This is a genomic window from Actinopolyspora biskrensis (assembly GCF_013408175.1).
Classification (GTDB): domain Bacteria; phylum Actinomycetota; class Actinomycetes; order Mycobacteriales; family Pseudonocardiaceae; genus Actinopolyspora; species Actinopolyspora biskrensis.
Window position 1 is genome coordinate 180,149 of record NZ_JACBYW010000005.1, and the last position, 24,398, is coordinate 204,546.

Annotated in this window: 18 protein-coding genes; 13 read left to right on the forward strand and 5 right to left on the reverse strand. The window is 70.1% G+C overall.

Annotated elements, in window-relative coordinates:
* Window positions 1-80: 80 nt before the first annotated feature.
* Window positions 81-383, forward strand: coding sequence for an MTH1187 family thiamine-binding protein (locus FHR84_RS14275; protein WP_179536017.1), 303 nt, complete (start codon window positions 81-83; stop codon window positions 381-383).
* 111 nt (window positions 384-494) lie between these two features.
* Here the strand turns inward: FHR84_RS14275 and FHR84_RS14280 are convergent, their stop codons facing one another.
* Window positions 495-752: a hypothetical protein gene (locus FHR84_RS14280; protein WP_343075280.1), complete on the reverse strand. Its 258-nt coding sequence runs from the start codon at window positions 750-752 to the stop codon at window positions 495-497.
* 312 nt (window positions 753-1,064) lie between these two features.
* Here FHR84_RS14280 and FHR84_RS14285 point away from each other — a divergent pair, with 312 nt between their 5' ends.
* Window positions 1,065-2,033 carry a tetratricopeptide repeat protein gene (locus FHR84_RS14285; protein ID WP_425489912.1) on the forward strand — a complete coding sequence of 323 codons (969 nt, stop codon included), beginning with the start codon at window positions 1,065-1,067 and terminating at the stop codon, window positions 2,031-2,033.
* Between the two features lie 225 nt (window positions 2,034-2,258).
* Here FHR84_RS14285 and FHR84_RS14290 read toward each other — a convergent pair whose 3' ends face one another.
* Window positions 2,259-3,719 carry a neutral zinc metallopeptidase gene (locus FHR84_RS14290; protein WP_179536018.1) on the reverse strand — a complete coding sequence of 487 codons (1,461 nt, stop codon included), beginning with the start codon at window positions 3,717-3,719 and terminating at the stop codon, window positions 2,259-2,261.
* 284 nt (window positions 3,720-4,003) lie between these two features.
* A complete protein-coding gene (locus FHR84_RS14295; RefSeq protein ID WP_179536019.1) occupies window positions 4,004-5,326 on the reverse strand; it encodes a neutral zinc metallopeptidase in 1,323 nt (440 codons plus the stop codon).
* A 73-nt stretch (window positions 5,327-5,399) separates the two neighbouring features.
* On the opposite strand from FHR84_RS14295, the gene glgP reads away from it, so the two are divergent.
* Window positions 5,400-7,952 (forward strand): alpha-glucan family phosphorylase, encoded by a 2,553-nt coding sequence (glgP, locus tag FHR84_RS14300; protein WP_179536020.1) that lies wholly within the window; start codon window positions 5,400-5,402, stop codon window positions 7,950-7,952.
* A gap of 195 nt (window positions 7,953-8,147) precedes the next feature.
* Here glgP and FHR84_RS14305 read toward each other — a convergent pair whose 3' ends face one another.
* On the reverse strand, window positions 8,148-9,308 hold the full coding sequence (locus FHR84_RS14305) for a hypothetical protein (RefSeq protein WP_343075281.1): 1,161 nt from the start codon (window positions 9,306-9,308) through the stop codon (window positions 8,148-8,150).
* Window positions 9,309-9,541: 233 nt separating this feature from the next.
* Here FHR84_RS14305 and FHR84_RS14310 point away from each other — a divergent pair, with 233 nt between their 5' ends.
* From FHR84_RS14310 to hrpA, 4 genes are all read left to right on the forward strand, one after another.
* Complete coding sequence (locus tag FHR84_RS14310) at window positions 9,542-10,309, forward strand: ABC transporter ATP-binding protein (RefSeq protein ID WP_179536248.1); 768 nt, start codon at window positions 9,542-9,544, stop codon at window positions 10,307-10,309.
* A 118-nt stretch (window positions 10,310-10,427) separates the two neighbouring features.
* Window positions 10,428-11,210 carry an enoyl-CoA hydratase-related protein gene (locus FHR84_RS14315; protein WP_179536021.1) on the forward strand — a complete coding sequence of 261 codons (783 nt, stop codon included), beginning with the start codon at window positions 10,428-10,430 and terminating at the stop codon, window positions 11,208-11,210.
* Window positions 11,211-11,225: 15 nt separating this feature from the next.
* Window positions 11,226-12,407, forward strand: coding sequence for a THUMP-like domain-containing protein (locus FHR84_RS14320; protein ID WP_179536022.1), 1,182 nt, complete (start codon window positions 11,226-11,228; stop codon window positions 12,405-12,407).
* Window positions 12,408-12,681: 274 nt separating this feature from the next.
* Window positions 12,682-16,626 carry an ATP-dependent RNA helicase HrpA gene (gene hrpA, locus FHR84_RS14325; RefSeq protein ID WP_179536023.1) on the forward strand — a complete coding sequence of 1,315 codons (3,945 nt, stop codon included), beginning with the start codon at window positions 12,682-12,684 and terminating at the stop codon, window positions 16,624-16,626.
* Between the two features lie 204 nt (window positions 16,627-16,830).
* Here hrpA and FHR84_RS14330 read toward each other — a convergent pair whose 3' ends face one another.
* Window positions 16,831-17,673, reverse strand: coding sequence for a DegV family protein (locus tag FHR84_RS14330; protein ID WP_179536024.1), 843 nt, complete (start codon window positions 17,671-17,673; stop codon window positions 16,831-16,833).
* A gap of 289 nt (window positions 17,674-17,962) precedes the next feature.
* On the opposite strand from FHR84_RS14330, the gene FHR84_RS14335 reads away from it, so the two are divergent.
* The 6 genes from FHR84_RS14335 (at window position 17,963) to FHR84_RS14360 (ending at window position 24,397) form a co-directional block, all read left to right on the forward strand.
* Window positions 17,963-18,745, forward strand: a complete 783-nt coding sequence (locus FHR84_RS14335) for an electron transfer flavoprotein subunit beta/FixA family protein (protein WP_179536025.1) — start codon at window positions 17,963-17,965, stop codon at window positions 18,743-18,745.
* 68 nt (window positions 18,746-18,813) lie between these two features.
* The gene (locus tag FHR84_RS14340) at window positions 18,814-19,773 is read left to right on the forward strand and encodes an electron transfer flavoprotein subunit alpha/FixB family protein (RefSeq protein WP_179536026.1); all 960 of its coding nucleotides are present in this window, start codon (window positions 18,814-18,816) and stop codon (window positions 19,771-19,773) included.
* 278 nt (window positions 19,774-20,051) lie between these two features.
* Complete coding sequence (locus FHR84_RS14345; protein WP_179536027.1) at window positions 20,052-20,840, forward strand: GNAT family N-acetyltransferase; 789 nt, start codon at window positions 20,052-20,054, stop codon at window positions 20,838-20,840.
* Window positions 20,837-21,859, forward strand: a complete 1,023-nt coding sequence (locus FHR84_RS14350; protein WP_179536028.1) for a lysophospholipid acyltransferase family protein — start codon at window positions 20,837-20,839, stop codon at window positions 21,857-21,859. Before FHR84_RS14345 ends, FHR84_RS14350 begins: the two co-directional genes overlap by 4 nt.
* Complete coding sequence (locus FHR84_RS14355) at window positions 21,774-23,177, forward strand: MFS transporter (protein WP_343075282.1); 1,404 nt, start codon at window positions 21,774-21,776, stop codon at window positions 23,175-23,177. Before FHR84_RS14350 ends, FHR84_RS14355 begins: the two co-directional genes overlap by 86 nt.
* Window positions 23,174-24,397: a cysteine desulfurase family protein gene (locus FHR84_RS14360; RefSeq protein WP_179536030.1), complete on the forward strand. Its 1,224-nt coding sequence runs from the start codon at window positions 23,174-23,176 to the stop codon at window positions 24,395-24,397. The genes FHR84_RS14355 and FHR84_RS14360 overlap by 4 nt, the downstream gene beginning before the upstream one ends.
* The last annotated feature ends 1 nt before the right edge of the window (window position 24,398 follow it).

Here is a 24,398-nt window from a genome sequence, read left to right on the forward strand (position 1 = left end):
TGCCGGAACGTCGATAGGTTCCCGTGGCGCAGGTTACGAAGTCACGACGGGTGAGCGACCCGTAGTCAGGAGATGTGGAGATGTTGGTCGCGTTCAGCGTGGCGCCCTCGGGAGCGGGGGACTCGGACAGCGTCAGCGCCGCTGTCGCCGAGGCCGTGCGGATCGTCCGTGAGTCCGGGCTGCCGCACGAGACGAACGCCATGTTCACCACGATCGAAGGAGAGTGGGAGGAAGTGATGGACGTGGTCCGGCGCGCGACCGACGCCGTGTCAGCGCGGGCACCGCGTACGAGTCTCGTCATCAAGGCGGATATCCGCCCGGGACACACGAACCAGCTCCGGGAGAAGGTGGAGCGGGTCGAGCAGCAGCTCGATGAGGAATGATCCCCCTTCTCCCGGAGAGGCCGTCCGAGTGCTGCCTCGGCGGTGACCGTCCCTCGGAGGCGGTGTCGAGAGGTCCCCGGCACCGCCTCACGGGAAGACTCGCCGGTTAGCTCACTTGGCCATCGGGTGGTCGACGACCGGCGCGTTGACGCACTTGGAGGACTCCGGCGACAGGAGCTCCACGATCACACCGATAGCGGCGCCGATGTCGTTTCCGCAGGCCTGGATCGGCACGGCGCTGATGTTGTTGTCGTCGACCGCGTTGATGCCGTCGTTGTCGGCGGTGTCGGCGAACGCGGCCGGCCCCAGGGTCATCATGCCCATGGCGGCGACACCGGCTGCACCGGCAACACGGGTTGCAATACGCACTATTGGTACCTCTCGTCGTACTTGCGGGTAGGGAGTTTTCCCGATCGAGTCCCTACTGAGTGGCGGTCAGAGCGCTGAACGCGTGCTCTCCGCACCGCGGACTCGCTGGAGGAATTCGGCGCCACACCCGCTGAAGATGAGGGGAATTCCGGCAAAGCCACCTGGACGGGTGATCAGTTTTCCCTTGATCGTGTGGGTATCCGGTTTCTGCTGCGCGTTGCGTGAACAGCTTTTCCGTTGACCGGGCAACGGTGGTGAAACCGAATCGGGGTGGAGTGGGACGACGGGTGCGCGACGTGTCACGATGGTGGTGTGACAAGGCCTGATCCACGGCAAAACCCTGATGCACAGCAGAGCGCGGCGGCTTCCTCCTCGATGGCGGGGGCGGTGGACCTCTCGGCGCTGAAGAACCGGGCCGAGTCGAGCGCGGAGACGCAGCGGTCGACAGGCTCCGGCGCGGGCTCGGAGGGCGGCGACTCCGCGATCGTCGAGGTCACCGAATCCAATTTCCAGGCCGAAGTGGTCGACCGTTCCATGCAGGTCCCCGTTGTCGTGGACCTGTGGGCGAGTTGGTGCCAGCCGTGCAAGCAGCTCTCCCCGGTGCTGGAGAAGTTGGCCCGCGAGGGCGGGGGAACCTGGGTGCTCGCCACGATCGACGTGGACGCCAACCAGCGCATCGCGCAGCTGTTCGGAGCTCAGTCCATCCCGACGGTGATCGCGATAGCGGGCGGCCAGCCCGTCGAGGCCTTCGCAGGCGCGCAACCCGAGGAGCAGATCAGGCAGTGGATCAACTCGATCCTCGACGCGCAACGTGATCAGCTTCCGGGAATCCGCGCCGCCGAGGAGGCGACCGGCGAGGAGGCCGAGCAGGAGGACTCCCGCTTCACCGCCGCGGAGGAGGCCTTGGAGCGGGGCGAGTACGCCGCCGCCGAACAGGCCTACCAGCGGATTCTGGATTCCGAGCCGGACAACGAGCAGGCCAAGGCGGCGCTGGCGCAGGTCCGGTTCACGGCCAGGGCGGAGAACGCCGATCCCGCGGCCGTCGAACGTGCCGAGGGGAGCCCGGACGACGTGGACGCCCAGCTCGCCGCCGCGGACGCCGAACTGGCGCAGCAACGGGTCGAGGACGCGTTCAACAGGCTGATCGAAGCGGTCAGGCGTACTTCGGGTGGCGATCGCGACCGTGTTCGCGAGGAGCTGCTGGAGATGTTCGGGCTCTTCCCCGAAGGGGACCAGCGGGTCGCCAACGCGCGCCGGTCCCTGGCGAACGCCCTGTTCTGACTGCCGTCTCCCCGCCGCGGTCGACGACCGGCGTGGTGCTTCGGCGCAAGCCGCGCCGAAGCGCCCACGTTGCCCACCGGTGCCGCCGCGGCTTCTCGGACGAGTGCCCGGCGAGGACGGCCCCGGCGTCGTGCAGGTGGCTACCCGGTGCCGGGGTCCGGCGCGGCCGGGCGCCGCCCGAGGTTCCGCCGAGCGACCACCCACGCGAACCGAGCCGATACGTCATCAGTCGTCGTATTCGGAGGCGCAGGGGGCCGTCCCCTGCCGGAAACCAACGCGGAACGCCTCCACCCGCGCGAATCCCGCCGGTACCTGCTCGCCCTCCGCGTCCGCGGCTATGAGTCCGTTGTCGCTGAGCAGGGAGGCGATTCCCTCGTCGAGGTCACCCGGTGCGATCCGCAGTTCGCCCACCGGGTTCCGCCTGCCGATCGGGTCCTCCACGATCAGCCCGCTCCACGCGCCGACCAGGCAGGCGGTGCGCAGCCCGGCGGTGTCGCCGGTGAGCGTCAGCCCGGCTGCCTCCTGCACGGCCAGCGCGTACCGCGAGGCGAGCTGCGCGTAGGCGGCGAAGTCCCCGTAACCCGACTCCCGGTCACCGTTGCCGGGAGGGGTCGCGGCGGTGCGCAGTTCGGACAGGTTCAGCGAGATCGTGTTGGTCTCCGCGCAGTAGGAGGCCGGTTCCGTGGTTTCCGTGCCCGGGCAGGGCCGCTGTTCGGTGGTGATCTCCGGAGGCGCCACACCCGTGTCGACGAAGACCTCACGCAGGCTTCGCTCGACCTGCTCGACGCTCTCCCCGTCGATCGGGAGGTCTGTTTCCTGGGCTTCCTTCCAGAACCGGAACTGGGTGGTCCGCTCGGTCACGGACTCCTCGGTCATCTCGGTGCAGCGCTTCGGACCGTCGCTGAAGCCGTACTGGAACGCCGAGACGCGGTCGAAAGCGCTCCCGTGGGCCCGCGCATCGGAGAAGCCGGTTCTGCCGGGCTCGTCCCTGATGTAGCCGAGCACCCCCAGGACCTTGTTCAGCCCGCTTCCGGTGGAGACGCGGACGTGTTCCGCGGAGCCCTCCGCGACGTGCCGGAAGAACGCTCCGGTGAAGCAGTCCGCCTGCTGCTCGGAAACCAGCGTCGGGGTCCGCTCGTCGACGAGACCGGCCCGGTACTGCACGGCGTGGCCGGTCTCGTGGGCCAGCACGGTGACCGGGGCCATCGCGCCGAACGTGTTCCGCAGGCCGGGGAGCAGCTCGCCCCTGTCCCAGGCGATCGTGTCCTCGGCGGGGCAGTAGAAGGCGTTCACGAGCCCGGAGGTGTCCTGCCCGCAGACACGCCTGCCCCCGCCGCCGGAGTCGTAGGAGACCAGTCGCTCGATCGGTCGGAAGTCGCCTCCTCCGAAGGTCTCCGGGTAGGCGCTCCGCCAGTACCGTTGGACGTCGGCGACCGCGTTGGTGGCCAGCGTGTCCACCTTCCCGTCCGTTCCGCCCTCCACGGGAAGCCCTGCGTCCTGGGCCCCGGGTTTGAGACCGCTGGGACCGTCGCTGGCCGGTAGCCCGGCCACGGTGTCCGCGGAGGTGCTTCCGCTCGTGGTGGGGGTTCCGTTGATCGTCCTGGAGCAGCCGGTCACTCCGAGACAGAGCGCCAGCGCCGCGGACGACGCGGCGATCAGCAGTCGTGTTGTCGAGCTTCGTGCCACTGACGCGCCCCGTCCTCGAAATCGTGCGGTCGTACTCACCCGCCCCGTCGTTCGGAGGGGAGCACTCGGATCCTTCCGGAAGCGGTCCGCACGGCCGGCCGGGCACCGAGCGCCGGGGCACACCGTTGCCGTGCGGGTCCCGGCGAAGCCTAACGAACGCGACCCGTTCGATCCGTTGTGGATCCGGACCGGGCGCTCGTCCGATGCGTCCCGCGACGCCGCCGGTGCGCCGCGTCACGTGCGGGCGGCCGACTCGACCGGGCGCGCAGTACCGCGAGCGCGTTTCAGCTCGAACACGCTCGCACGCCGTCGCGCACCCCCGTCCGGAAAGCGCGCAGTGCTTCGAAGCCGCTGATGGTCTCTCCCGCGAACAGGGAATTCCCCGCGAGCACGGAACGAACCGCCTCGTCGAGATCGGCGGCCGAGCCGTTGCCGGGCCCGCGCACCCGTTCCGCGGTGTGCGCCCCGCTGAGGCAGGTGGCGGCTCGCTCTAGCCCCCGGGCGTCGGAGTCCTCTCCGGACCGCCGGAGCGCGTCCGTGGCGAGAGCGGCCACCAGGGGGATCTCGGCAGCCTGGTCACCGAGCTCGTAGGTGAGCCGGTCCAGGGCGGCGCGGTCGACGACGACGTCACCGCGGCACTCGTACACCGCCGCCTCGGCGGCGCACCCGGAGGTGTTCGAGTCCCGCGCGGCGCGCACGGCGGGTGGTGTCCACGCCCACCCGCCGTGGACGGCCAGTTCGCGGAAGTAGTCCCTGATGGCCGGGATCCGTTCGTTCAGCAGTTCCGGGAACTCGCGATCGCCCGCGCGCCGCCCGTCTCCGGTCCAGTCGCCGCTGAGCCGTCGATCGGCCGCGGTCATTCCGGCGCACGCGGTGGGACCGCCGGTGTAACCGTCCTGGAAGGCGCTCGCCCTGTCGTAGGCCGTTCCGTGCTCGTCGGTGACCCCCTGCCCGACCGGGTCGGCGAAGTTGGTCAGCGCGTGCAGCGCGTCGTCGAGTTCCGCGGTGCTCATCCCGAGTCGTGCTGAGTCGCCAGTGACCACTCGGTGGACGTAGGCGCCCGCGAAGCAGTCCGCCGTGGCCTCGACGATCACCGGGCGCCTCTTCCGCGCGGGTGTTTCACCGGAGCGGAGGCGGTGTGCCACCGCGTGGCCCATCTCGTGCGCGAGCACGACGACCACGGCCGACTGGCCGTAGTTCGTACGCAGCACCGGCAGGAGCGCGGCCCGGTCCCAGGCGATCGCGTCCACGGTGGCGCAGTAGTACGCGTTCCCCGCGAGTTCGCTCACCTGGGCGGTGCAGGGAGGCGGCTCGGACGCGGTGTCGGTGGTGTCCACGGAGAAGAAACCACCGTCGAGATCGTGCCAGGGCTGCCCGAAAGCGCGCGGCAGCGTCCGCCTCCAGTAGTCCTGCGCGTCGGTCACGACCGTGGCGGCCAGTTCGTCGACCGGGGAGGAGTCCGTGCCGAAGACGAAGGACGGATCCACACCGTGCCGCACCACCGAATCCCCCACCACGGGGTGCCCCCGGACGGTCGAACATCCCGCAGCGGTCACGAGCAGCAGCAGTCCCAGTGCCAGGGCCGAGATCCTCCGCGGCGAGTCCACCGCACCAGGTTCGCACGTCGTCGTCCTCGTGGGCTGTGCGGAACTCGTTCGGGGCGAGATACCCTCACCCGTCGTGAGAGCCGTCCGCCGCTTCACCGTCAGCGCGCACCTGCCCGATTCGTTGCAAGCGCTCGGCCGCTTGGCCATAAACCTGCGCTGGAGCTGGCACCCGCCGACGCAGGACCTGTTCGCCTCCGTAGCACCGGACGTGTGGTCGGAGGTCGGAGGGGATCCGCTGCGCCTGCTGGCCGAGGTGCCCGCGGAGCGCTTGGACCGCCTCGCCGCGGACGAGGACTTCCTGGCGCGGACCAGGGCCGTCGACGACGATCTGCGCCGTTACCTCACGGTTCCGCGCTGGTACCAGCAGCGCCGGGACGAGGGAACCCCGCTGCCCTCCTCGATCGCCTACTTCTCCATGGAGTTCGGGTTGACCGAGGCGCTGCCCAACTACTCGGGCGGCCTGGGGGTGCTGGCCGGGGATCACCTCAAGTCGGCTTCCGACCTCGGGGTCCCGCTCGTGGGCGTGGGGCTGTTCTACCGCTCGGGCTACTTCCGCCAGTCGCTGTCCGGTGAGGGCTGGCAGGTGGAGCAGTACCCGGTGCTCGATCCGCGTGGACTGCCGCTGGAGCTGGTGACCCGTCCTTCGGGGGACCCGGTGCTGGTCCACGTCGCGATGCCCGAGGGGAGGACCCTGCGGGCGAGGATCTGGAAGGCCCAGGTCGGCCGGGTTCCGCTGTTGCTGATGGACAGCGACCTCGAGGACAACGACGAGGACCTGCGCGGGGTGACCGACCGGCTCTACGGAGGTGACTCGAGCCACCGGATCCGGCAGGAGATCCTCGCCGGCATCGGTGGGGTGCGGGCCGTCCGGGCCTACTGCGAGCTGACCGGGATGGCCTCCCCCGAGGTGTTCCACATGAACGAGGGGCACGCGGGTTTCCTGGGGCTGGAACGCATCCGCGAGCTGCTGGCCGGCCCCGGACTGCAGTTCGACGAGGCCGTGGCGGCCGTGCGGGCGGGGACCGTTTTCACCACCCACACCCCGGTTCCCGCCGGTCTGGACCGGTTCCCCACGCACCTGGTTCGGCACTACTTCGGCGACGGCTCCGCGCAGTCCCTGCTGCCGGGAGTTCCGACCGACGAGATCCTGGAGCTCGGCGTGGAGAACAAGCCGGGCACCTTCAACATGGCCAACATGGGGTTGCGGCTGGCGCAGCGGGCCAACGGTGTTTCCGAGCTGCACGGCGACGTCAGCCGCAAGATGTTCAGCGGGCTGTGGCCCGGCTTCGACACCGCGGAGATCCCCGTCTCCTCGGTCACCAACGGAGTGCACGGCCCCACCTGGTCGGCGCGGGAGCTCGGCAAACTGCTCGGCGAGTCCGAGATGGACCAGGGAGCGGGGCTGCGCGGCATCGAACCCGTCAGTGACTCGTTGCTGTGGGAGCTGCGCAGCTCGTTGCGGCAGCGGCTCGTCGAGGAGGTGCGTCGCAGGCTGCGGTACGCCTGGCTGCAGCGCGGGGCCTCGGACCTGGAGCTGGGCTGGTGCGACTCGGTATTCGACCCGGACGTGCTCACGATCGGTTTCGCGCGGAGGGTGCCGACCTACAAGCGCCTGACGCTGATGCTGCGCGACCCCGAGCGGTTGCGGGCCCTGCTGCTCGACCCGGACCACCCGGTGCAGGTGGTGGTGGCGGGCAAGTCGCACCCCGCCGACGAGGGCGGCAAGGCGATGATCCAGCACATCGCGCGTTTCGCCGACGACCCCGAGGTGCGCCACCGCATCGTCTTCCTGCCCGACTACGACATGTCGCTGGCCCGCTACCTCTACGCCGGTTGCGACGTCTGGTTGAACAACCCGGTGCGCCCGTTGGAGGCCTGCGGGACCTCGGGCATGAAGTCCGCGCTGAACGGCGGGCTGAACCTGTCGGTCCGGGACGGCTGGTGGGACGAGATGTACGACGGCCACAACGGGTGGGCGATCCCCAACGCGAACGGGGTGAGCGATCCGGAACGCAGGGACGACCTCGAAGCGGGCGCGCTCTACGAACTGATCGGCGAGCACGTGGCGCCGATGTTCTACGAGCGGAACAGCGAAGGGGTTCCCGGGCGGTGGATGTCGATGGTGCGGCACACCCTGGCGACCCTGGGGCCGCGGGTGCAGTCCTCCAGGATGGTCCGCGAGTACGTCGACAACTTCTACTCGCCCGCGATCCGTTCCGTGCAGGCCGCCTCGGCGGACCGCTATCGGGGCGCCAAGGAGATAGCGGCCTACAGGGAGCGGCTCGAACAGGCGTGGAGCGAGGTGCGGATAACCGACACGTACATGTCCGTCGAGGACGGTTCGACCCCGCTGCTGGGGGGCAAGGTCACCGTGCGCGCCCTGGTCGAGCTGGCCGGGCTGGACGACTCCGACGTGAAGGTGGAGGTCGTCGTCGGCAGAGTGGACGATTCGGACGAGTTGCGCGACTTCGTCACCACGTCGATGAGTTGCGTCGCCGACGGCGGGTACCAGGCCACGGTGACCCTGCCGCACACCGGCCCCGCCGGCTACACCGTTCGTGTGCTGCCGCAGCACCGGCTGCTGTCCAGCCCGGCCGAACTCGGCAAGGTCGTCCTCGCTGGGTAGTGGCTCGGCGGTTTTAGGGTTCGGCGGCTCGGTTTGCGTGGCGGTGCGGGTGGCGGAACCTCGGTCGGCGCCCGGCTGCGGGAGCGCGCCCATCGAGTAGCCACGGTCGCACCCGATGTCGGGGCACTCGCAGCGAGAGCCCGCGAGAGGTTCCGCCACGCAACCACCTACGGCAACCGAGCCGCCGAAAGTCACTCAGCGGATCGTCAGTCGCTCTCGGGTGGAGCGCACGCGCGGCCACCACGCCGCGAGACCTTCCGCTTCGGCGAGCGCGGCGCGGGCACTCGCGTTGTCGCCCCGCGCCATGTGCGCGCGGGCCAGTGTGGCCAGGTTGTCCGCCCGGGTGGTCCCGGAAGTGGCGTGCCGCGCGCCGAGCTCGGCGAGGTGCGTGGCACGGTCGGTCTCGCCGTTGGCCAGCGCGAGCAGTCCGAAGGTCCCGCTCAGCTCGAAGCCGGGGAAGCCGAGCTTGACCGAGTCGTGCAGCGCCTGCTCGGCCGTGGGGATGAGATCCTCGGAAGGCAGCTGCCCCGCCTCCGCGGCCGCGAGCGCCAGTCCGGCGAGTCCGGCCAGCAGGTAGGACATCTCCCGCGCTTCCGGGGAGTGCGTGGACAGCGTGTGCAGCAACAGCATCGTGGCCTCGTCGAACTCGCCACGGGCCTCGTGCACGGTCGCCCGGCAGGAGGCGGTGGTCCGCGCGTTCGGAGCGATCTCGGCGAGTTCGTCCACAACGGCCTCCGCCGCGTCGATCCTGCCGTCCTGCAGCAGCGCGTGCGCCTCGGCGGCGCGGGCCCCGGCGCGGAACTCCAGGCGGCGCGGTTCGCTCATGCGCGGGAGACCGAAGAGCAACCACCCGGTGGAGGTGCCCAGCGGTGCCCTGCGCGGTACCAGCGCGTGGATCATCGAGGCCGTTGTGGCCAGGAAGAGGCCGCGCCCGAAGGAGGAGTCCGCGGCGAGCAGGCAGGCGCCGACGACGAGGAGCCCGGCCAGCGCCGAGGTCACCGCCGCGAGGACGGAACGCGTCACGACCGGCTCCCTGCGGGGGCCGATGTCGGCGCTGAGCACTACGGGGAGGGCGCGCACGGTCACGAGCACCCCGCCCAGCCGGAAGGTCGCCACCCGCCGCATCGCCCCGATCACGATGTTGTGCACCCGCAGGCCGAACAGGAAGGACCCGAGCAGCAGCCCCGCCCGGACCCCGGCGGGCAGCACGATCGCCCCGAGCAGCGCTCCCGCGGCCGCGAGCGCGACCCCGCCGAACCCGTTGTCCAGGACGACCTCGAGCACGGTCAGCACCACCGGACCGGCCAGCGCCGTCGCGCACCACGGTTCACGGAGCGGTTTCCACAACGCACGCACGGGAAGTGGATGCTACCCGCGTGAGGCGGGTGGTGTGGTGCGGTCGTGGAATCGTCCTATGGTGGCCGCGGCGGCGTGGTCCCGGGCGCACGTCCGTTCCGGGGTACCGGGAGAATGAAGGAAGTGGATCGGAGTGATCCCACGATCCACGCGGATACGACCGCGTGCCGACCGGCACGCGAACTACGGCCGGTCGCGGCTGGGAGGTAGACGTGGACGACCTGGTCATCCGAATGGATGGCGTCAGTGTCCGGCGGGCGGAGAGCACGCTCGTGACCGACGTGAACTGGTCGGTGGAGCTCGACGAGCGCTGGGTGGTGCTCGGGCCGAACGGCGCGGGGAAGACCACCGTGCTCAAACTCGCCGGAGCCGAGCTGTACCCGACGACCGGCACGGTCGACGTGCTCGGTGAGCGGCTGGGCAGCACCAACGTTTTCGAGCTGCGTCCGCGCATCGGTTTCTGCTCGGCGGCCACGGCCGCCAGGATGCCGGAGGACGAGCTCGTGCGGGACGCCGTCGTCAGCGCCGGTTACGCCGTTGTCGGCCGGTGGCGCGAGGAATACGAAAGCATGGACACCGAACGGGCCGACGAGCTGCTCGAGGACATGGGAGTGGCCGAGCTGTCGGGACGCGCGTTCGGGACGCTGTCCGAGGGGGAGCGCAAGCGGGTACTGCTGGCGCGGGCGCTGATGACCGATCCCGAGATGCTGCTGCTGGACGAGCCCGCGGCAGGGCTGGATCTCGGTGGGCGCGAGGACCTGGTGGCCAGGTTGTCGAAGCTCGCCCTCGACCCCGACGCTCCCGCGATGACCCTGGTGACCCATCACGTCGAGGAGATACCTCCCGGCTTCACGCACGCTTTGCTGCTGCGCGAGGGAGGTGTGGTTGCCGAGGGGATGCTCGACGACGTGCTCACCGAGGACAACCTGTCCAAGACCTTCGATCAGGATCTCGAGCTGCGGCGCAACGGCGACCGCTACTTCGCGCAGCGCAGGCGATGATCCCGCTTGGTCCGGCCGTCGTCGTCCGGTGACGGTGGAGAGCAACGACACAGATTCCGGTGCCGTCCGCGCGCGGTAGTCTGCGGCACCGTTCACGATTCGACGAGGAGGTTGCGCCGTGGGTGAGTTCGTCAGGCTGGAGGTCGACGGCGGCATCGGGACGATCAGGTTGGATCGTCCCAAGATGAACGCGCTCAACAGTCAGGTCGAGCAGGAGATCCGTGCCGTCGCCGAGGAGGCGGCCGAGCGCTCCGACGTTCGGGCCGTGATCGTCTACGGCGGTGAGAAGGTCTTCGCGGCAGGGGCGGACATCAAGGAGATGTCCGAGAAGTCCGCGCCCGAGATGGCGGAGAAGGAGCGCCGTGGCCTCTCGGACGCGTTGAGCGCGGTGGCCGGGATCCCGAAACCCACGGTGGCGGCTCTCACCGGTTACGCGCTCGGCGGTGGCTTCGAGCTGGCCCTCACCTGTGATCGGCGTGTCGCCGCCGAGGGGCTGAAGGTCGGTCAGCCGGAGATCCTGCTCGGTGTCATCCCCGGTGCGGGCGGCACGCAGCGGCTGGCGCGGCTGGTCGGCCCGAGCAAGGCCAAGGACGTGGTCTTCAGCGGCCGCTTCGTGGATTCCGACGAGGCGCTCTCCTCGGGGATGGTGGACGAGGTCGTGCCCGCGGAAGAGGTGTACGCCACCGCGCGCCGGTGGGCGGAGCAGTTCGTCAACGGGCCCGCGCACGCCCTGGCCGCCGCCAAGCGGGCGATCGACGAGGGACTCGAGACGGACCTGAACACCGGACTGCGGATCGAGACCCATCTGTTCACCTCGCTGTTCGCGACCGAGGACCAGAAGATCGGCATGCGCTCGTTCATCGAGAACGGCCCGGGCAAGGCCGAGTTCACCGGCGAATGATCCGGCTGGTCGGGCGTGGCTTACACCTTTGACGTCGACGACGTCGCCTTCCTGCGATCCCCCGAGGGGGAGCGGGCGCTGACCGAGGTCGCCGGGCTGCCCCTGACGTCCTCCTCCCGGTTGGCCGACACGGCCACCGCACGTGAGGTCGCGGGCAGGCGGTTCGCCCCCGCCGTGCTGGAGACCGTGGCGCTGCGCCGACGTGCCGCGGCCAAGCTGAGCGGGGCGGACGAGTGGTTGTTCACGGATCCGGCGTTGCAGCAGGCCACGGCGACTCCGGTGGCCCGGCTCCGCGCCGCTCGGCTGGCCGGGAGGGACGTGCACGACGTCACCTGCTCGATCGGGGCCGATCTCGCGGAGATCGCCCCGGTCGCCCGGCGCTGCGTCGGCTCCGACCTCGACGAGGTCCGGTTGGCGATGGCGCGGGGCAACCTGGCCGCCCGTGGGGTGCGGGCGGGGCTGGTGCGGGCCGACGCGTTGCGGCCGGTCACCACGGGAACCACTGTGCTCGCCGATCCGGGCAGGCGGGACGGCACCGGGCGCAGGAGGTGGAAGCCGGACGACCTGGAACCCCCGCTCCGTGAACTGCTCGCCGCCCACCACGGGCGGGATCTGGTGGTCAAGTGCGCCCCCGGCCTGGACTTCGACCTGGTTCCGGGGGACGCCGAGGTCGAGTTGATCTCGTTGGGCGGTCAGGTGCGGGAGGCCTCGGTCTGGCTGGGCGATCCGGCCGAGCCGGGAGCGCACCGGACCGCGACCGTGCTGCGCGGCGACGGTGGTGTCGCCCTGCGGATCACCGATGCCGAGCCCGACGACTGCCCGGTGCGTGACACGGGGAGGTGGTTGGTCGAGCCCGACGGTGCGGTCATCCGCGCCGGGCTGGTCCGCCAGTACGCCGCGCGCCACGGCCTGGGGCAGCTCGACCACCGGATCGCCTATCTCACCGGGGACACCCCTCCTCCGGGGGTGCGTGCGTTCCGCGTGCTCGAACAGGGCAAATACAGTGAGAAGTCCTTGCGCGCGCTGCTGCGGCGCCACGGGGTCGGACGGCTGGAGATCCTGGTGCGCGGCTTGGACGTGGATCCGGACGCGCTGCGCCGGAGGATGAAGCTCTCCGGTGACGCGGCGGCCACCGTGGTGCTCACCCGCGTAGGTGACACTCCCACAGCCGTGCTCTGCGAAGCGGAGCTGACCTGAGCGCGTCCGCACCGCGGTGCGGGGACCCGAGCCGGATGCTCCCGGGGAGCCACTTCGGGCCGGGGCCCCGCCGCGGAGGCGCGTCCGGGCTGGAATCCCAGCCGACGTCGTGACGTTCCGGGGAACGGTTGGCTCGTCCCGCGGGTCTTTCGCGCCGACAGGTGTTCGGCTGCCGGGACCGCCGTCCCGCCCCGCGGATCGGTCGAGCACGTGATGTGAGTCCGCCGAAATGCGGCGGCACGACAGGAGACGGGATCTCTATCCTGGGGAGGCTATGGCCACTGCACCCGTTTCGCCCTCGCTGTCCGAACTGCGTGAGAGCCTGTCCGAGCTGATGACACAGGATCAGCGTCGGCTGCGTCGTCGTATCGACGGAGCCCGCAAGATCCGGGAGGAACAGGCGCTGCGCTCGGTGGTCGAGGAGATCTCCGCGGACCTCGCGACGGCACGGGAACGCGTCACGCGGCGCCGTGAGCGGGTTCCCGAGCTCAACTACCCACCGGAACTCCCCGTCACGCAGCGGCGCGAGGACCTGCTGGCAGCCATCAGGGACAACCAGGTGGTCGTCGTCGCGGGCGAGACCGGCTCGGGCAAGACCACGCAGCTTCCGAAGATGTGCCTGGAGCTCGGGCGCGGGGTGCTCGGGTCCATCGGCCACACCCAGCCGCGCAGGCTCGCGGCCAGGACCGTGGCGGAACGACTCGCCGCCGAGCTGGACACCGAGGTCGGCGCTCCGGTCGGGTACCAGGTCCGCTTCACCGAACGGGCGAACGAGGACACGTTGGTCAAGCAGATGACCGACGGCATCCTGCTCGCCGAGATCCAGCGCGACGCGCTGCTGCGGCGCTACGACACGCTGATCATCGACGAGGCGCACGAGCGCAGCCTCAACATCGACTTCATCCTCGGCTACCTCAAGCGGATCCTGCCCAAGCGCCCCGACCTGAAGGTGATCATCACCTCGGCCACCATCGATCCCGAACGGTTCTCCGAGCACTTCGGCGGAGCCCCGATCGTCGAGGTGTCGGGGCGCACCTACCCGGTGGAGGTGCGCTACCGGCCCCTGGTGGACGACTCCGACGAACTGGAGGACGTCGAGCGCGACCAGACCACGGCCATCGGGGACGCGGTGGACGAGCTGTGCGCGGAGGGCCCCGGCGACGTCCTCGTCTTCCTCAGCGGCGAACGGGAGATCAGGGACACCGCCGAGGCCCTGGAACAGCGCAAGCCCCCGCGCACCGAGGTGCTTCCGCTCTACGCGCGACTGTCCTCGGCCGAGCAGCAGCGCGTGTTCCAGAGGCACTCCCACCGGCGCGTGGTGCTGGCCACGAACGTGGCCGAGACCTCGTTGACCGTGCCGGGGATCAAGTACGTCGTCGACCCGGGCACGGCCCGCATCTCGCGGTACAGCTATCGCACCAGGGTGCAGCGGCTCCCCATCGAACCCGTCTCGCAGGCCTCGGCCAACCAGCGCAAGGGGCGGTGTGGCCGCGAGTCCGAGGGAATCTGCATCCGGCTGTACTCCGAGCAGGACTTCCTGGCGCGCCAGGAGTTCACCGACCCGGAGATCCTGCGCACGAACCTGGCCTCGGTGATCCTGCGGATGACCTCGTTGGGGCTCGGCGACGTCGCCTCGTTCCCCTTCGTGCAGCCGCCGGACAAGCGCCAGATCACCGACGGTGTCAACCTGCTGCACGAGCTCGGTGCCCTGGACCGGCCCAGCAAGCAGGGCGATCAACGGCTGACGAGGATCGGTGGCAAGCTCGCCCAGCTCCCCATCGATCCGCGGCTGGCGCGGATGATCGTCGAGGCCGAGAACAACGGTTGCGTGCACGAGACGATGGTCATCGCGGCTGCTCTGTCCATCCAGGACCCCCGGGAGCGCCCGGCCGAGCACCAGCAGGCCGCCGACCAGCAGCACGCGCGGTTCACCGCCAAGCACTCCGATTTCCTGGGTTACCTGAACCTGTGGCAGTACCTGCGGGAGCAGCGGGACGAGCTCTCCTCGAACCAGTTCCGCAAGACGTGCCGGAGCGAGTACCTGAACTACCTCCGCATCCGGGAGTGGCAGGACCTCTACGGCCAGCTGCGCCAGGTGGTCAACTCGCTGGACGTCTCCGTCAACGAGCAGGCCGCGGACGAGGACCGCGTCCACCAGTCGTTGCTGGCCGGTCTGCTCTCGCACATCGGCCTCAAGGACACCGAACGCAAGTCCGACTCCGGTAAGCGCGGGCAGAGCGAGTACCTCGGTGCGCGCGGCGCGAAGTTCGCGATCTTCCCCGGCTCGGCGCTGTTCAAGAAGCAGCCCCAGTGGGTGATGGCCGCCGAACTGGTGGAGACCTCGAAGCTGTTCGCGCGGACCGTCGCCCGCGTCGAGCCCGCCTGGATCGAGCGCCTCGCGGGCCACCTGGTCAAACGTCACTACAGCGAACCGCACTGGGAGAAGGACAAGGGCGCGGTCATGGCCTACGAGCGGGTGACGCTGTACGGCGTGCCGCTGGTGGCAGGCCGCAAGGTCAACTACGGGCGCATCGAGCCCGAGCTGTGTCGCGAGCTGTTCATCCGCCACGCCCTCGTGGAGGGCGAGTGGGACACCCGGCACGAGTTCTTCCACACCAACCGCAGGTTGCTCGCCGAAGTGGAGGAGCTGGAGCAACGGGCACGGCGCAGGGACATCGTCGTCGACGACGACACGCTCCACGAGTTCTACGACCAGCGGATCGGCTCCGAGGTGGTCTCGGCACGCCACTTCGACACCTGGTGGAAGAAGGTCCGCGGGGACCAACCGGACCTGCTGACCTTCCCGAGATCGCTGCTGTTCAACGAGACCTCCGCCGCGGTCACCGACAGCGACTACCCGGACTTCTGGCAGCAGGGCAGGCACAGCCTCGCGCTGAGCTACCAGTTCGAGCCGGGGGCCGATGCCGACGGAGTGACCGTGCACGTCCCCGTCTCCGTGCTCAACCAGCTCAGTCCGGCCGGGTTCGACTGGCAGATCCCCGGTCTGCGCGAGGAGCTGGTGATCGCGCTGCTGAAGACGCTGCCCAAACAGCTGCGGCGCGAGTTCGTGCCCGTTCCCGACCACGCCAAGGCGACGCTGGCCCGGGTGACCCCGCACGAGAAGCCGCTGCTGGAGGCGCTCTCGGAGGAACTGCGCCGGATGACCGGGGTGCGGGTTCCGCTCGACGCGTGGGATCCGCAGCGGGTGCCCGACCACCTGAGGATGACGTTCCGCGTGGTGGAGGGACAGTCCTCCGGAGGGGGCGAACGAGTCCTCGGCGAGAGCAAGGACCTCTCCGAACTGGCCGACCGGCTGCGTCCCCAGCTGCGGGCCGAGATCTCGGCCGCTGCCGAGACGATCGAGCGGCACGGCCTGCGGGACTGGAGCTTCGGAGAACTTCCGGCGACGTTCGAGCAGCAGCGCAACGGCCAGGTCGTCAAGGCCTATCCCGCGCTGGTGGACGAGGGCGACAGCGTGGGGATCCGCGCGTTCGACTCGGCCGAGGAACAGCGTCAGGCCCAGTGGCGCGGCATCAGGCGACTGGTGCTGCTCAAGGTGCCCTCGCCGGTCAAGTACCTGCAGCGGCAGTTGAGCAATTCGTCCAAGCTGGTCTTCGGCCGCAGCCCGCACGGCGACCAGGCGACCCTGTTCGAGGACTGCATCGCCTGCGCGGTGGACGCTCTGATCGAGCAGTTCGGCGGTCCTCCGAACGGGGAGGAAGGGTTCGCCCGGCTGGTGGAACGGGTGCGTGCCGGGTTGAACGAGACCGCCGCGCACGCGGTGTCGCGGGTGGAGCGGATCCTGGCCGAGCAGCAACGTGTGGAAGCCGAACTGGACGGGGCCCGGGGACTTTCCGCGGACGCGGCCGAGGACATCCGCACCCAGTTGACCAATCTGGTCCACCCCGGCTTCGTCACGGAGACCGGTTTGCGGAGGTTGGGCGATGTTCAGCGGTACTTGCAAGCGATCTCCTACCGGCTCCGCAAGGTCGCGCACCATCCGCGGCGCGACCGGGAACTGATGGACCGCGTGGGCGAGGTCGAACAGCGCTACCAGGAAATGCTGGATTCGCTCGGCCCCGGGAAGCCGGCGGGACAGCAGCTCCGATCCATCGGGTGGATGATCGAGGAGCTCCGCGTGAGCTACTTCGCCCAGGAACTGGGGACGCCGCACTCGATCTCGGAGAAGCGGATCCACCGGGCCATGGACAAGATCTGAGGGGCCTCGTGGAGTGGCTTGCTCGGGTGCCGCCAGGCGGCTGCGCCGCTTGGGCTGATTCCCGGGGGGCGACTACGCGGCGAGCGTCCCCGGATTTTGTACGGTTTCGCGCGAAACGCTCCCAGCGGGCGGGGAGGGGAGCCGCGAGGTGCGTTCCCCGCGAAGCGCTCCCCGAAGCACCCGCCGCGGTGCCGAACGGGCTGATCAGGCCGGCGTCACGGACAGCACCATCGAACCGGGACCGGTGTGCGCTCCGATGACCGCGCTGCTTTCCGCGAGGATGGGTTCGTTCGCGGGTTCCACGCGCCGCCGCAGCTCCTCGAGGGCGGCGCTGGCCCGCTGCTCGGCCATGAAGTGCTCGGCCGCGATGTTGACCCGCCGGGACCCCGCGGTTCTCGCCGCGTGGTCGACGGCTTTCCGCACGGCCCGCTCGGTGCCGACCGCCTGCCCCACCTGGGTGAGGACGCCTTCGCGCAGTCCCAGCACCGGTTTCAGGGACAGGGCCGTGCCCAGGCTCGCCCGGGCCGGTCCGATCCGCCCGCCGCGGCGCAGGTACTCGAGGGTGTCCACGTACACCGTTTCGCTGCTTCCGCTCAGCCGGTGGTTCAGCACGTCCAGCACGGTTCGCACGTCGGCTCCCGCGGCGGCCGTCTCCGCGGCGGCTATGACGGCGTAGCCGAGTCCGAGGCAACAGGTGCTCGAGTCCACCACGTGGATGGGGGTGTCGAACTCGGCGGCCGCCGTGCGTGCCGCGGCGCAGGTCTGGGACAGGCCGGCGGAGATGTGCACCGAGACCACCGCCTCGACACCCGTGCTGACCGCGTCCGAGTAGTTCCAGAAGAAGGCCGGGGGCGGGGGTGCTGCCGTGGTCACTTCCTGACCGGAGCGCAGTGCCTCGGCGAGCTGGGCGTGCGGGATGCGTCGCTCGTCGTTGCTCTCCTCGCCGACGGTCAGTTCCAGCTGCACGACCGAGATGCCGAGTCGTTCGACGAGGTGCGCGGGGACCGATGCGGTGGAATCGGTGACGATGGCGACGCGCTGGTTCATGCTTTCAGGTTAGCCATGACCAGCCTTTCGTGTGGTCACCCGTCGAGAGTGACCTGCGTCGCTGACAGGCGGAAATTCGGCAGGGGTGTCCCAACTTCGGGGGTGAAGTGAGTACCGTCACTCCTATACCCTGGTTACGCTGGGGCTACCGGTCGGTAACATCCTTGGTGGTTGGTGTCACTGTGCTTTCTACGGGCCACGTGGCAAGGTCAACCTTCCCGGGGACGTGCCGCGCCGGTAGGACCAGCCGGGAAGCCGTCAACAGTCCGCAGGAGGTCGGAGAGGACCCATGAATATTGCCGTCCTGGTGAAGCAGGTGCCCGACACGTGGTCCGAGCGCAAGCTGTCCGACTCGGACCACACGCTGGATCGGGCGTCCGCGGACGCGGTGCTGGATGAGATCAACGAGCGGGCCGTTGAGGAGGCGTTGCTGGCCAAGGAGGCCCACGGTGGCGAGGTGACCGTGGTCTGCATGGGCCCCGAGCGCGCGACCGAGGCGATCCGCAAGGCGCTGTCGATGGGTGCGGACAAGGCGGTGCACCTGGCCGACGAGGCGCTGCACGGAACGGATGCGGTGTCCACGGCCAAGGCCCTGTCCAAGGTGATCGGCACCCTGGAGTCGGTCGACATGGTGGTCGCGGGCAACGAGTCCACCGACGGTCGCAGCGGCGCGGTCCCCGCGATGCTGGCCGAGCTGCTCGGCTGGCCGCAGCTGACCTACGCGCGCTCGCTCTCCGTCGACGGGTCGAACGTGTCCATCGAGCGCGAGACCGACGCGGGAGTGACCAGCGTGCGGGCGGAACTGCCCGTGGTGGTTTCCGTGACGGAGAAGATCAACGAGCCGAGGTACCCCTCGTTCAAGGGGATCATGGCCGCCAAGAAGAAGCCCGTTTCCACGCTGACCCTGGCCGACGCCGGTATCGAACCGAACGAGGTCGGGCTGTCCGGTGCGGCGACCCAGGTGGTCTCGTCGGCTCCCGCGCCGCCGAAGGAAGCAGGCCAGCAGGTCACCGACGAGGGCGAGGGCGGTACGCAGATCGTCGATTTCCTGGCGGGCAAGAACCTCGTCTGAGTCGTTCCGGGTGCTGTGTCACCCCCACCCGGCTTCGTTCGGGTCGCGTTTGAGAAGGGGCTTAATCCATGTCTGAGGTGTTGGTCCTCGTCGACCACGCGGGTGGCGAGGTCAAGAAGGTCACGTACGAGATGCTCACCGCGGCGCGCAGGTTGGGCGAACCCGCCGCGGTGGTTACCGGTGGGCCCGGTTCCACCGACAAGGTGGCCGAGGAACTGGCTTCCTCGGGAGCCGCGAAGATCTACACGGCCGAATCGGCCGACATAGACAACTACCTGGTCACACCGCAGGTGGACGTGCTGGCGAGCCTGGTCGAGCGGGGCTCGCCCGCGGCCGTGCTGACCTCGGCCAGCGTGGACGGCAAGGAGATCGCGGGCAGGCTGGCCGTGCGCACCGGTGCCGGGCTGCTCTCCGAGGCGGTGGACGTGAACTCCGACGGGGTGGCGAGCCATTCGCTGTTCGGTGGTTCCTACCAGGCCGACGCGAAGTCGGTCTCCGGTATGCCCGTGATCTCGATGCTGCCGGGAAGCGTGGAGCCGGAAAGCGGTCAGGGCTCGGCCGCCACCGAGTCGGTCGAGGTGCCAGGAGTCGACGCGGCCAAGGCCGGCGCCGTCACCGGCAGGCAGCCGGCCGAGTCCGGGGACCGGCCGGAACTGACCGAGGCCAACGTCGTGGTTTCCGGCGGACGCGGTGTCGGCAGCTCCGAGAGCTTCGAGGTGATCGAGAAGCTGGCGGACTCGCTCGGCGCGGCGGTCGGTGCCTCGCGTGCCGCGGTCGACTCCGGCTACTACCCGGCCCAGTTCCAGGTGGGACAGACCGGTAAGACCGTGTCCCCGCAGCTGTACCTGGCGCTGGGGATCTCCGGCGCCATCCAGCACCGTGCCGGTATGCAGACCTCCAAGACCATCGTGGCGGTCAACAAGGACGCCGAGGCCCCGATCTTCGAGATCGCCGACTTCGGTGTCGTCGGTGACCTGTTCAAGGTCGCCCCGCAGCTGACCGAGGAGGTCGGCAAGCGCAAGGGCTGACCAAGGGAGTCGGCAGCTCGGTTTGGCTCGGGTGGTTGCGCGGCGGTGCCGTGGACGAGCGTGGATAAAAGCGGCTGGTGCCGCCTTGCCCGACGACCGGTCCAGCCGAGCGAGCACTCATCCGAACCGCGGACTCTCCTGAAAGGTGCAACGGGGCGGGTCCACTTCGGGCCCGCCCCGGACGCTGTCCGCGATGCACCGCGCATTCACCGAGATTTCCCGTCCCGGCTCCCCGGCGCGCCTACCGGCCGTAGCGCGCACGCGGCTACATCTCGGGTATGGCAGAAACAGGGCGATCCGGCTCGACGGTGCTGGCTTCGACCGGCGGATCGAACCGGGACGGGACCAACCGCTATTCACTGCACCTGACGGGGAAGGCCTCCGACGTCCGCGCCGCGCAGCGGTTGCGCCACCGGGTGTTCGCCGGGGAGATGGGGGCCACCGTCCAGGGGGACGCCCCCGGGCGGGAGAGCGACGACTTCGACGAGTTCTGCGACCACCTGGTCGTCCGGGACGACGGCTCCGGCGAGCTGGTCGGTACCTACCGGATGCTGCCACCGCACCGCGCGTCGGCCGCCGGACGGCTCTACTCCGACGCCGAGTTCGACCTGGCGCGACTGGATCCGATACGTCCCGACACGGTCGAGACGGGACGTTCCTGCGTGCATCCGCGCCACCGGAACGGAGCGGTGGTCGGCCTGATGTGGGCGGGCATCGCGCGCTACATGCTGCTGCACGGTCACCGCTGGTTGGCCGGCTGCGCCTCGGTGCCGCTGCGCGACGGCGGCGGTACGGCCGCAGGGGTCTGGAACGTGGTCAGCCGGCGCTACTACGCCCCGGAGACCCGGCGGGTCCGTCCCTACACGCCGTGGCGGGTTGACTCCCGGGAGCAACCGGAGCGGGGTGGAACCCCTCCGCTGCTGCGCGGGTACCTGCGACTGGGAGCGCGGGTCTGCGGTCCACCCGCGCACGACCGCGAGTTCGAGGTGGCCGACTTCTTCGTGCTGTTGGACACCGAGGCGATGGACCGCCGGTACCTCGAACGTTTCCTGGGGGCGGCGGGATGAGCCCGCCCCGGGGCTGGTTCCCCGAGTCCCCGTGCGGGCGGCACTGCCTCCCGCGCAGCGGATCCCTTCCCCGGGCCGGGCCGGTAGGCAGGATTCGGCGCCTGCTCGTCGTGGCGGTGCTGCTGTGCTGCGGGATCCCGCTCGGCTGCGTGTCCCCGCTGCTGCCGACAGGGCTCCGGCGCCGTGCGGCGCGCTTCTGGTTCGGGAGTGTGCTGGCAGGCTTCGGTGCGGAGCTGCGGGTGCACGGGGACACGTCGTTTCCCGGCGGAGGGGTGGGGACGCTGGTCGTGGCCAACCACGTCTCCTGGCTGGACGTCCTGGCGTTGCAGGCGGTATGCCCGATGAGGATGCTCGCCAAGTCGGAACTGCGGAGCTGGCCCCTGCTGGGAACGTTCGCGGTCCGCTCGGGCACCCTGTTCATCGAGCGGGGCAGGCTGCGCCGACTGCCCGCCGCGGTGGGCGGGATCGCGGAGGCGCTGAGAACGGGCTCCGTCGTCGGGGTGTTCCCGGAGGGGACCACGCGGTGCGGGCGGGTCTCCGGGGAGTACCGTCCCGCTGTTTTCCAGGCCGCCCTGGACGCGAACGCCCAGGTCCGTCCCGCCGTGCTGCGTTACCGCATCGGCGGGGAGGCGACGACCGCCGCCGCCTTCGTGGGGGACGACACGTTGCTGCGCTCCGTGGTGAACGTGGTGGGAGCGCGCGGTCTCGTGGTCGAGTTGGAGCTGTTGCCGCCGTTCCCCGCACGGGCGCACGCACCCGCCCCGCGGGAAACGCGGGGCGCGACCACGGGGCGGGGAATTTCCGGCGGCGCTGACCGGTGTGCGCGTCGTGAACTGGCGCTGCGCTGCGCGCGCGCCGCGGGGTCGGCCGCGCCGGACCGGTCCGTGCCGACGAGCTGGACTTCCAGCAGGGTCGAAGGTGCAGGATTTCCGGGTGAGCGCTTCGACCGACCCGAGAACCACCCGCAAGGCGACGCGTCAGTGCAAGAAGAGTTCACTGTGGACTCCGCCGTACCGTAGCTTCACGATCGGCCTGCTGCTCGTCGTCACGCTGGTCGCGTTCGAGGCGATGGGGGTGGCCACGGCCCTGCCGACCATAGCCTCCGAATTGGACGGACAGCGCTGGTATTCCTGGTCCTTCACACTGTTCATGGCCGCGAGCGCGGTCGGAACCGTCCTGGCGGGGCGGCTCGCCGACCACCGCGGCCCCGCGCTGCCCCTGCTGCTGGCACTGCCCCTGTTCGCGGCCGGGCTGGTGCTGGCCGGTGCGGCTCCGAACATGCCGGTACTGCTGGTGGCCAGAGCGCTGCAGGGAATGGGCGGGGGCAGCGTGGCCGTCCCGCTCTACGTGCTGATCGCCAGGGTCTACCCGGAGCGGGACCGTCCCGAGGCGTTCGGGGTGATGTCGGCCGCGTGGGTGGTTCCCTCGCTGCTCGGCCCGGCCGTCTCGGGGGTGGTCACCGAATACCTGCACTGGAGGTGGGTCTTCCTCGGACTGGCTCCGCTCGTGCTGCTCGGGGCGGTTTTCCTCGCCTCTACCGTGCTGCGCTCGGGAAGCGAGCGGGAAGGCGCCGCGAGGGAGCGGCGCGGACTCGTTCCCGCCGCGTTGGGCGCCGGGGCTGGCACGATCGGGATCAACTGGGCCGCCCAGCACCCCGGAGCGGTTTCGGCGGTGTTCGGTGCGCTGGCCGCCGTGCTGCTGTGGCGGTGCTTTCTCGTGCTGCTGCCCGCGGGAACACTGCGGGCGCGCCCCGGTGTGCCGATGCTGGTGCTGGCTCGTGGACTGCTGGCGGGGGTCTTCTTCACCGCCGAGGCGTTCGTCCCCCTGGTGCTGACCGTGGTGCACGGTTACTCACCGGCGTTGGCGGGGATTCCGCTCACGCTGGCCTCGCTCGGGTGGACCCTGGGGGCCTTCCTGCAGAGCCGGTGGGAACGGATCAGCAGAGAGGGCATGATCGCACGGGGTTTCCTGCTGGTCGTGGCGGCGGTGGCCGGAGTGGGCGCCATCGCCCCCTCGTGGGGGCCTGCCTGGGTGGTTCTGCTGTCCTGGTCGCTCGGCGGGGCGGGGATGGGAATCGCCATAACGAGCACAGCGGTGGGGGTGCTCGGCCGTTCGGAGGAGTCCGAACGCGGATTCAACTCAGCCGCGCTGCAGATCTCGGACATGCTCGGCCAGGCACTGCTGATAGGGCTGGGAGGCGTGCTGGTCAACCTGCTCTCCAGCACCGGTGAGCCCACGGTGGGGGTGCTCGTGCTGACCGCGACGTTGATCGTCATCGGTCTGACGGGTGCGCGCCTGGTCATCCGTTCCGGAAGGACTATCCTGGACGGGCGATGACGTACCTGGACCATGCGGCAACCACTCCCATGAGGGCCCGCGCGATCGCCGTGATGAGCGATGCGTTGAGCACGCTCGGCAACGCCTCCTCACTGCACACCTCCGGCCGACGAGCGCGTCGTGCCGTGGAGGAGTCGCGGGAGGACATCGCGGACGCCCTCGGTGCGCGCCCGTCCGAGGTGCTGTTCACGGCAGGCGGCACCGAGAGCGACAACCTGGCGGTCAAGGGCATCTTCTGGGCCCGCCGCGCGGTCGACGAGCGGCGGCGCCGGGTGCTGGCCTCCGCCGTGGAGCACCACGCCGTGCTCGACACGGTGGAGTGGTTGGCCGAGCACGAGGGTGCGGAGGTCACCTGGCTGGAGGCCGACTCCTGGGGGAGGGTGGCTCCCGAGACGTTCGAGCGGGCCGTGCGGGAGGCCCCGGACGAGGTGGCGCTGGCCACCGTGATGTGGGCCAACAACGAGGTCGGCACGATCAACCCGGTCCCGGAGATCGCCGAGATCGCCGAGCGCTACGGTGTTCCGCTGCACACGGACGCGGTCCAGGCCGTGGAGACGCTTCCGGTGGACTTCGGGAGCAGCGGTGTGTCCGCGTTGACCATGACCGGGCACAAGATCGGTGGCCCCTACGGGGTGGGGGTGCTGGTGCTGTCCAGGGAGGTCGCCTGCACGCCGCTGCTGCACGGCGGTGGCCAGGAGCGCGAGGTGCGCTCGGGGACTCTCGACACCCCGGCCGTGCTGGCTCTGGCCAGCGCGTTGCGGGAGGCGGTTGACGTTCGGGACCGGCACGCCGACGAGCTCACGCGCCTGCGGGACCGGCTGATCACGGGAGTTCGCGAGGCGGTGCCCGACGCGGTGCTCAACGGAGACCCGGGTACCGTCGAGGGTGGGCGCCTGCCCGGAAACGCGCACTTCACGTTCCCCGGATGCGAGGGTGACAGCCTCCTGATGCTGCTGGACGCGAAGGGGATCGAGTGCTCCACGGGATCCGCCTGCACCGCCGGCGTCGCCGAGCCCAGCCACGTGCTGCTGGCGATGGGGGCGGATGTGCGGGTCGCGCGTGGTTCGCTGCGGCTGACACTCGGGCACGATTCGACGGCCGAGGACGTGCGGACGTTTCTGGAGGCGCTCGAACCGGCCGTGCGGCGTGCCCGCAGCGCCGGCCTTTCCGGTTTGAGCAAGACTTCGGTGGGATCGGCCACCGCCCCTACGGAGGTGTGAG

Excerpts from the sequence above, each read along its gene's own strand:
- FHR84_RS14275 (WP_179536017.1), top strand. The coding sequence starts at position 81 with ATGTTGGTCGCGTTCAGCGTGGCGCCCTCGGGAGCGGGGGACTCGGAC.
- FHR84_RS14310 (WP_179536248.1), top strand. The coding sequence starts at position 9,542 with ATGGATGGCGTCAGTGTCCGGCGGGCGGAGAGCACGCTCGTGACCGAC.
- hrpA (WP_179536023.1), top strand. The coding sequence starts at position 12,682 with ATGGCCACTGCACCCGTTTCGCCCTCGCTGTCCGAACTGCGTGAGAGC.
- FHR84_RS14330 (WP_179536024.1), bottom strand. The coding sequence starts at position 17,673 with ATGAACCAGCGCGTCGCCATCGTCACCGATTCCACCGCATCGGTCCCC.
- FHR84_RS14335 (WP_179536025.1), top strand. The coding sequence starts at position 17,963 with ATGAATATTGCCGTCCTGGTGAAGCAGGTGCCCGACACGTGGTCCGAG.
- FHR84_RS14340 (WP_179536026.1), top strand. The coding sequence starts at position 18,814 with ATGTCTGAGGTGTTGGTCCTCGTCGACCACGCGGGTGGCGAGGTCAAG.
- FHR84_RS14345 (WP_179536027.1), top strand. The coding sequence starts at position 20,052 with ATGGCAGAAACAGGGCGATCCGGCTCGACGGTGCTGGCTTCGACCGGC.
- FHR84_RS14350 (WP_179536028.1), top strand. The coding sequence starts at position 20,837 with ATGAGCCCGCCCCGGGGCTGGTTCCCCGAGTCCCCGTGCGGGCGGCAC.
- FHR84_RS14360 (WP_179536030.1), top strand. The coding sequence starts at position 23,174 with ATGACGTACCTGGACCATGCGGCAACCACTCCCATGAGGGCCCGCGCG.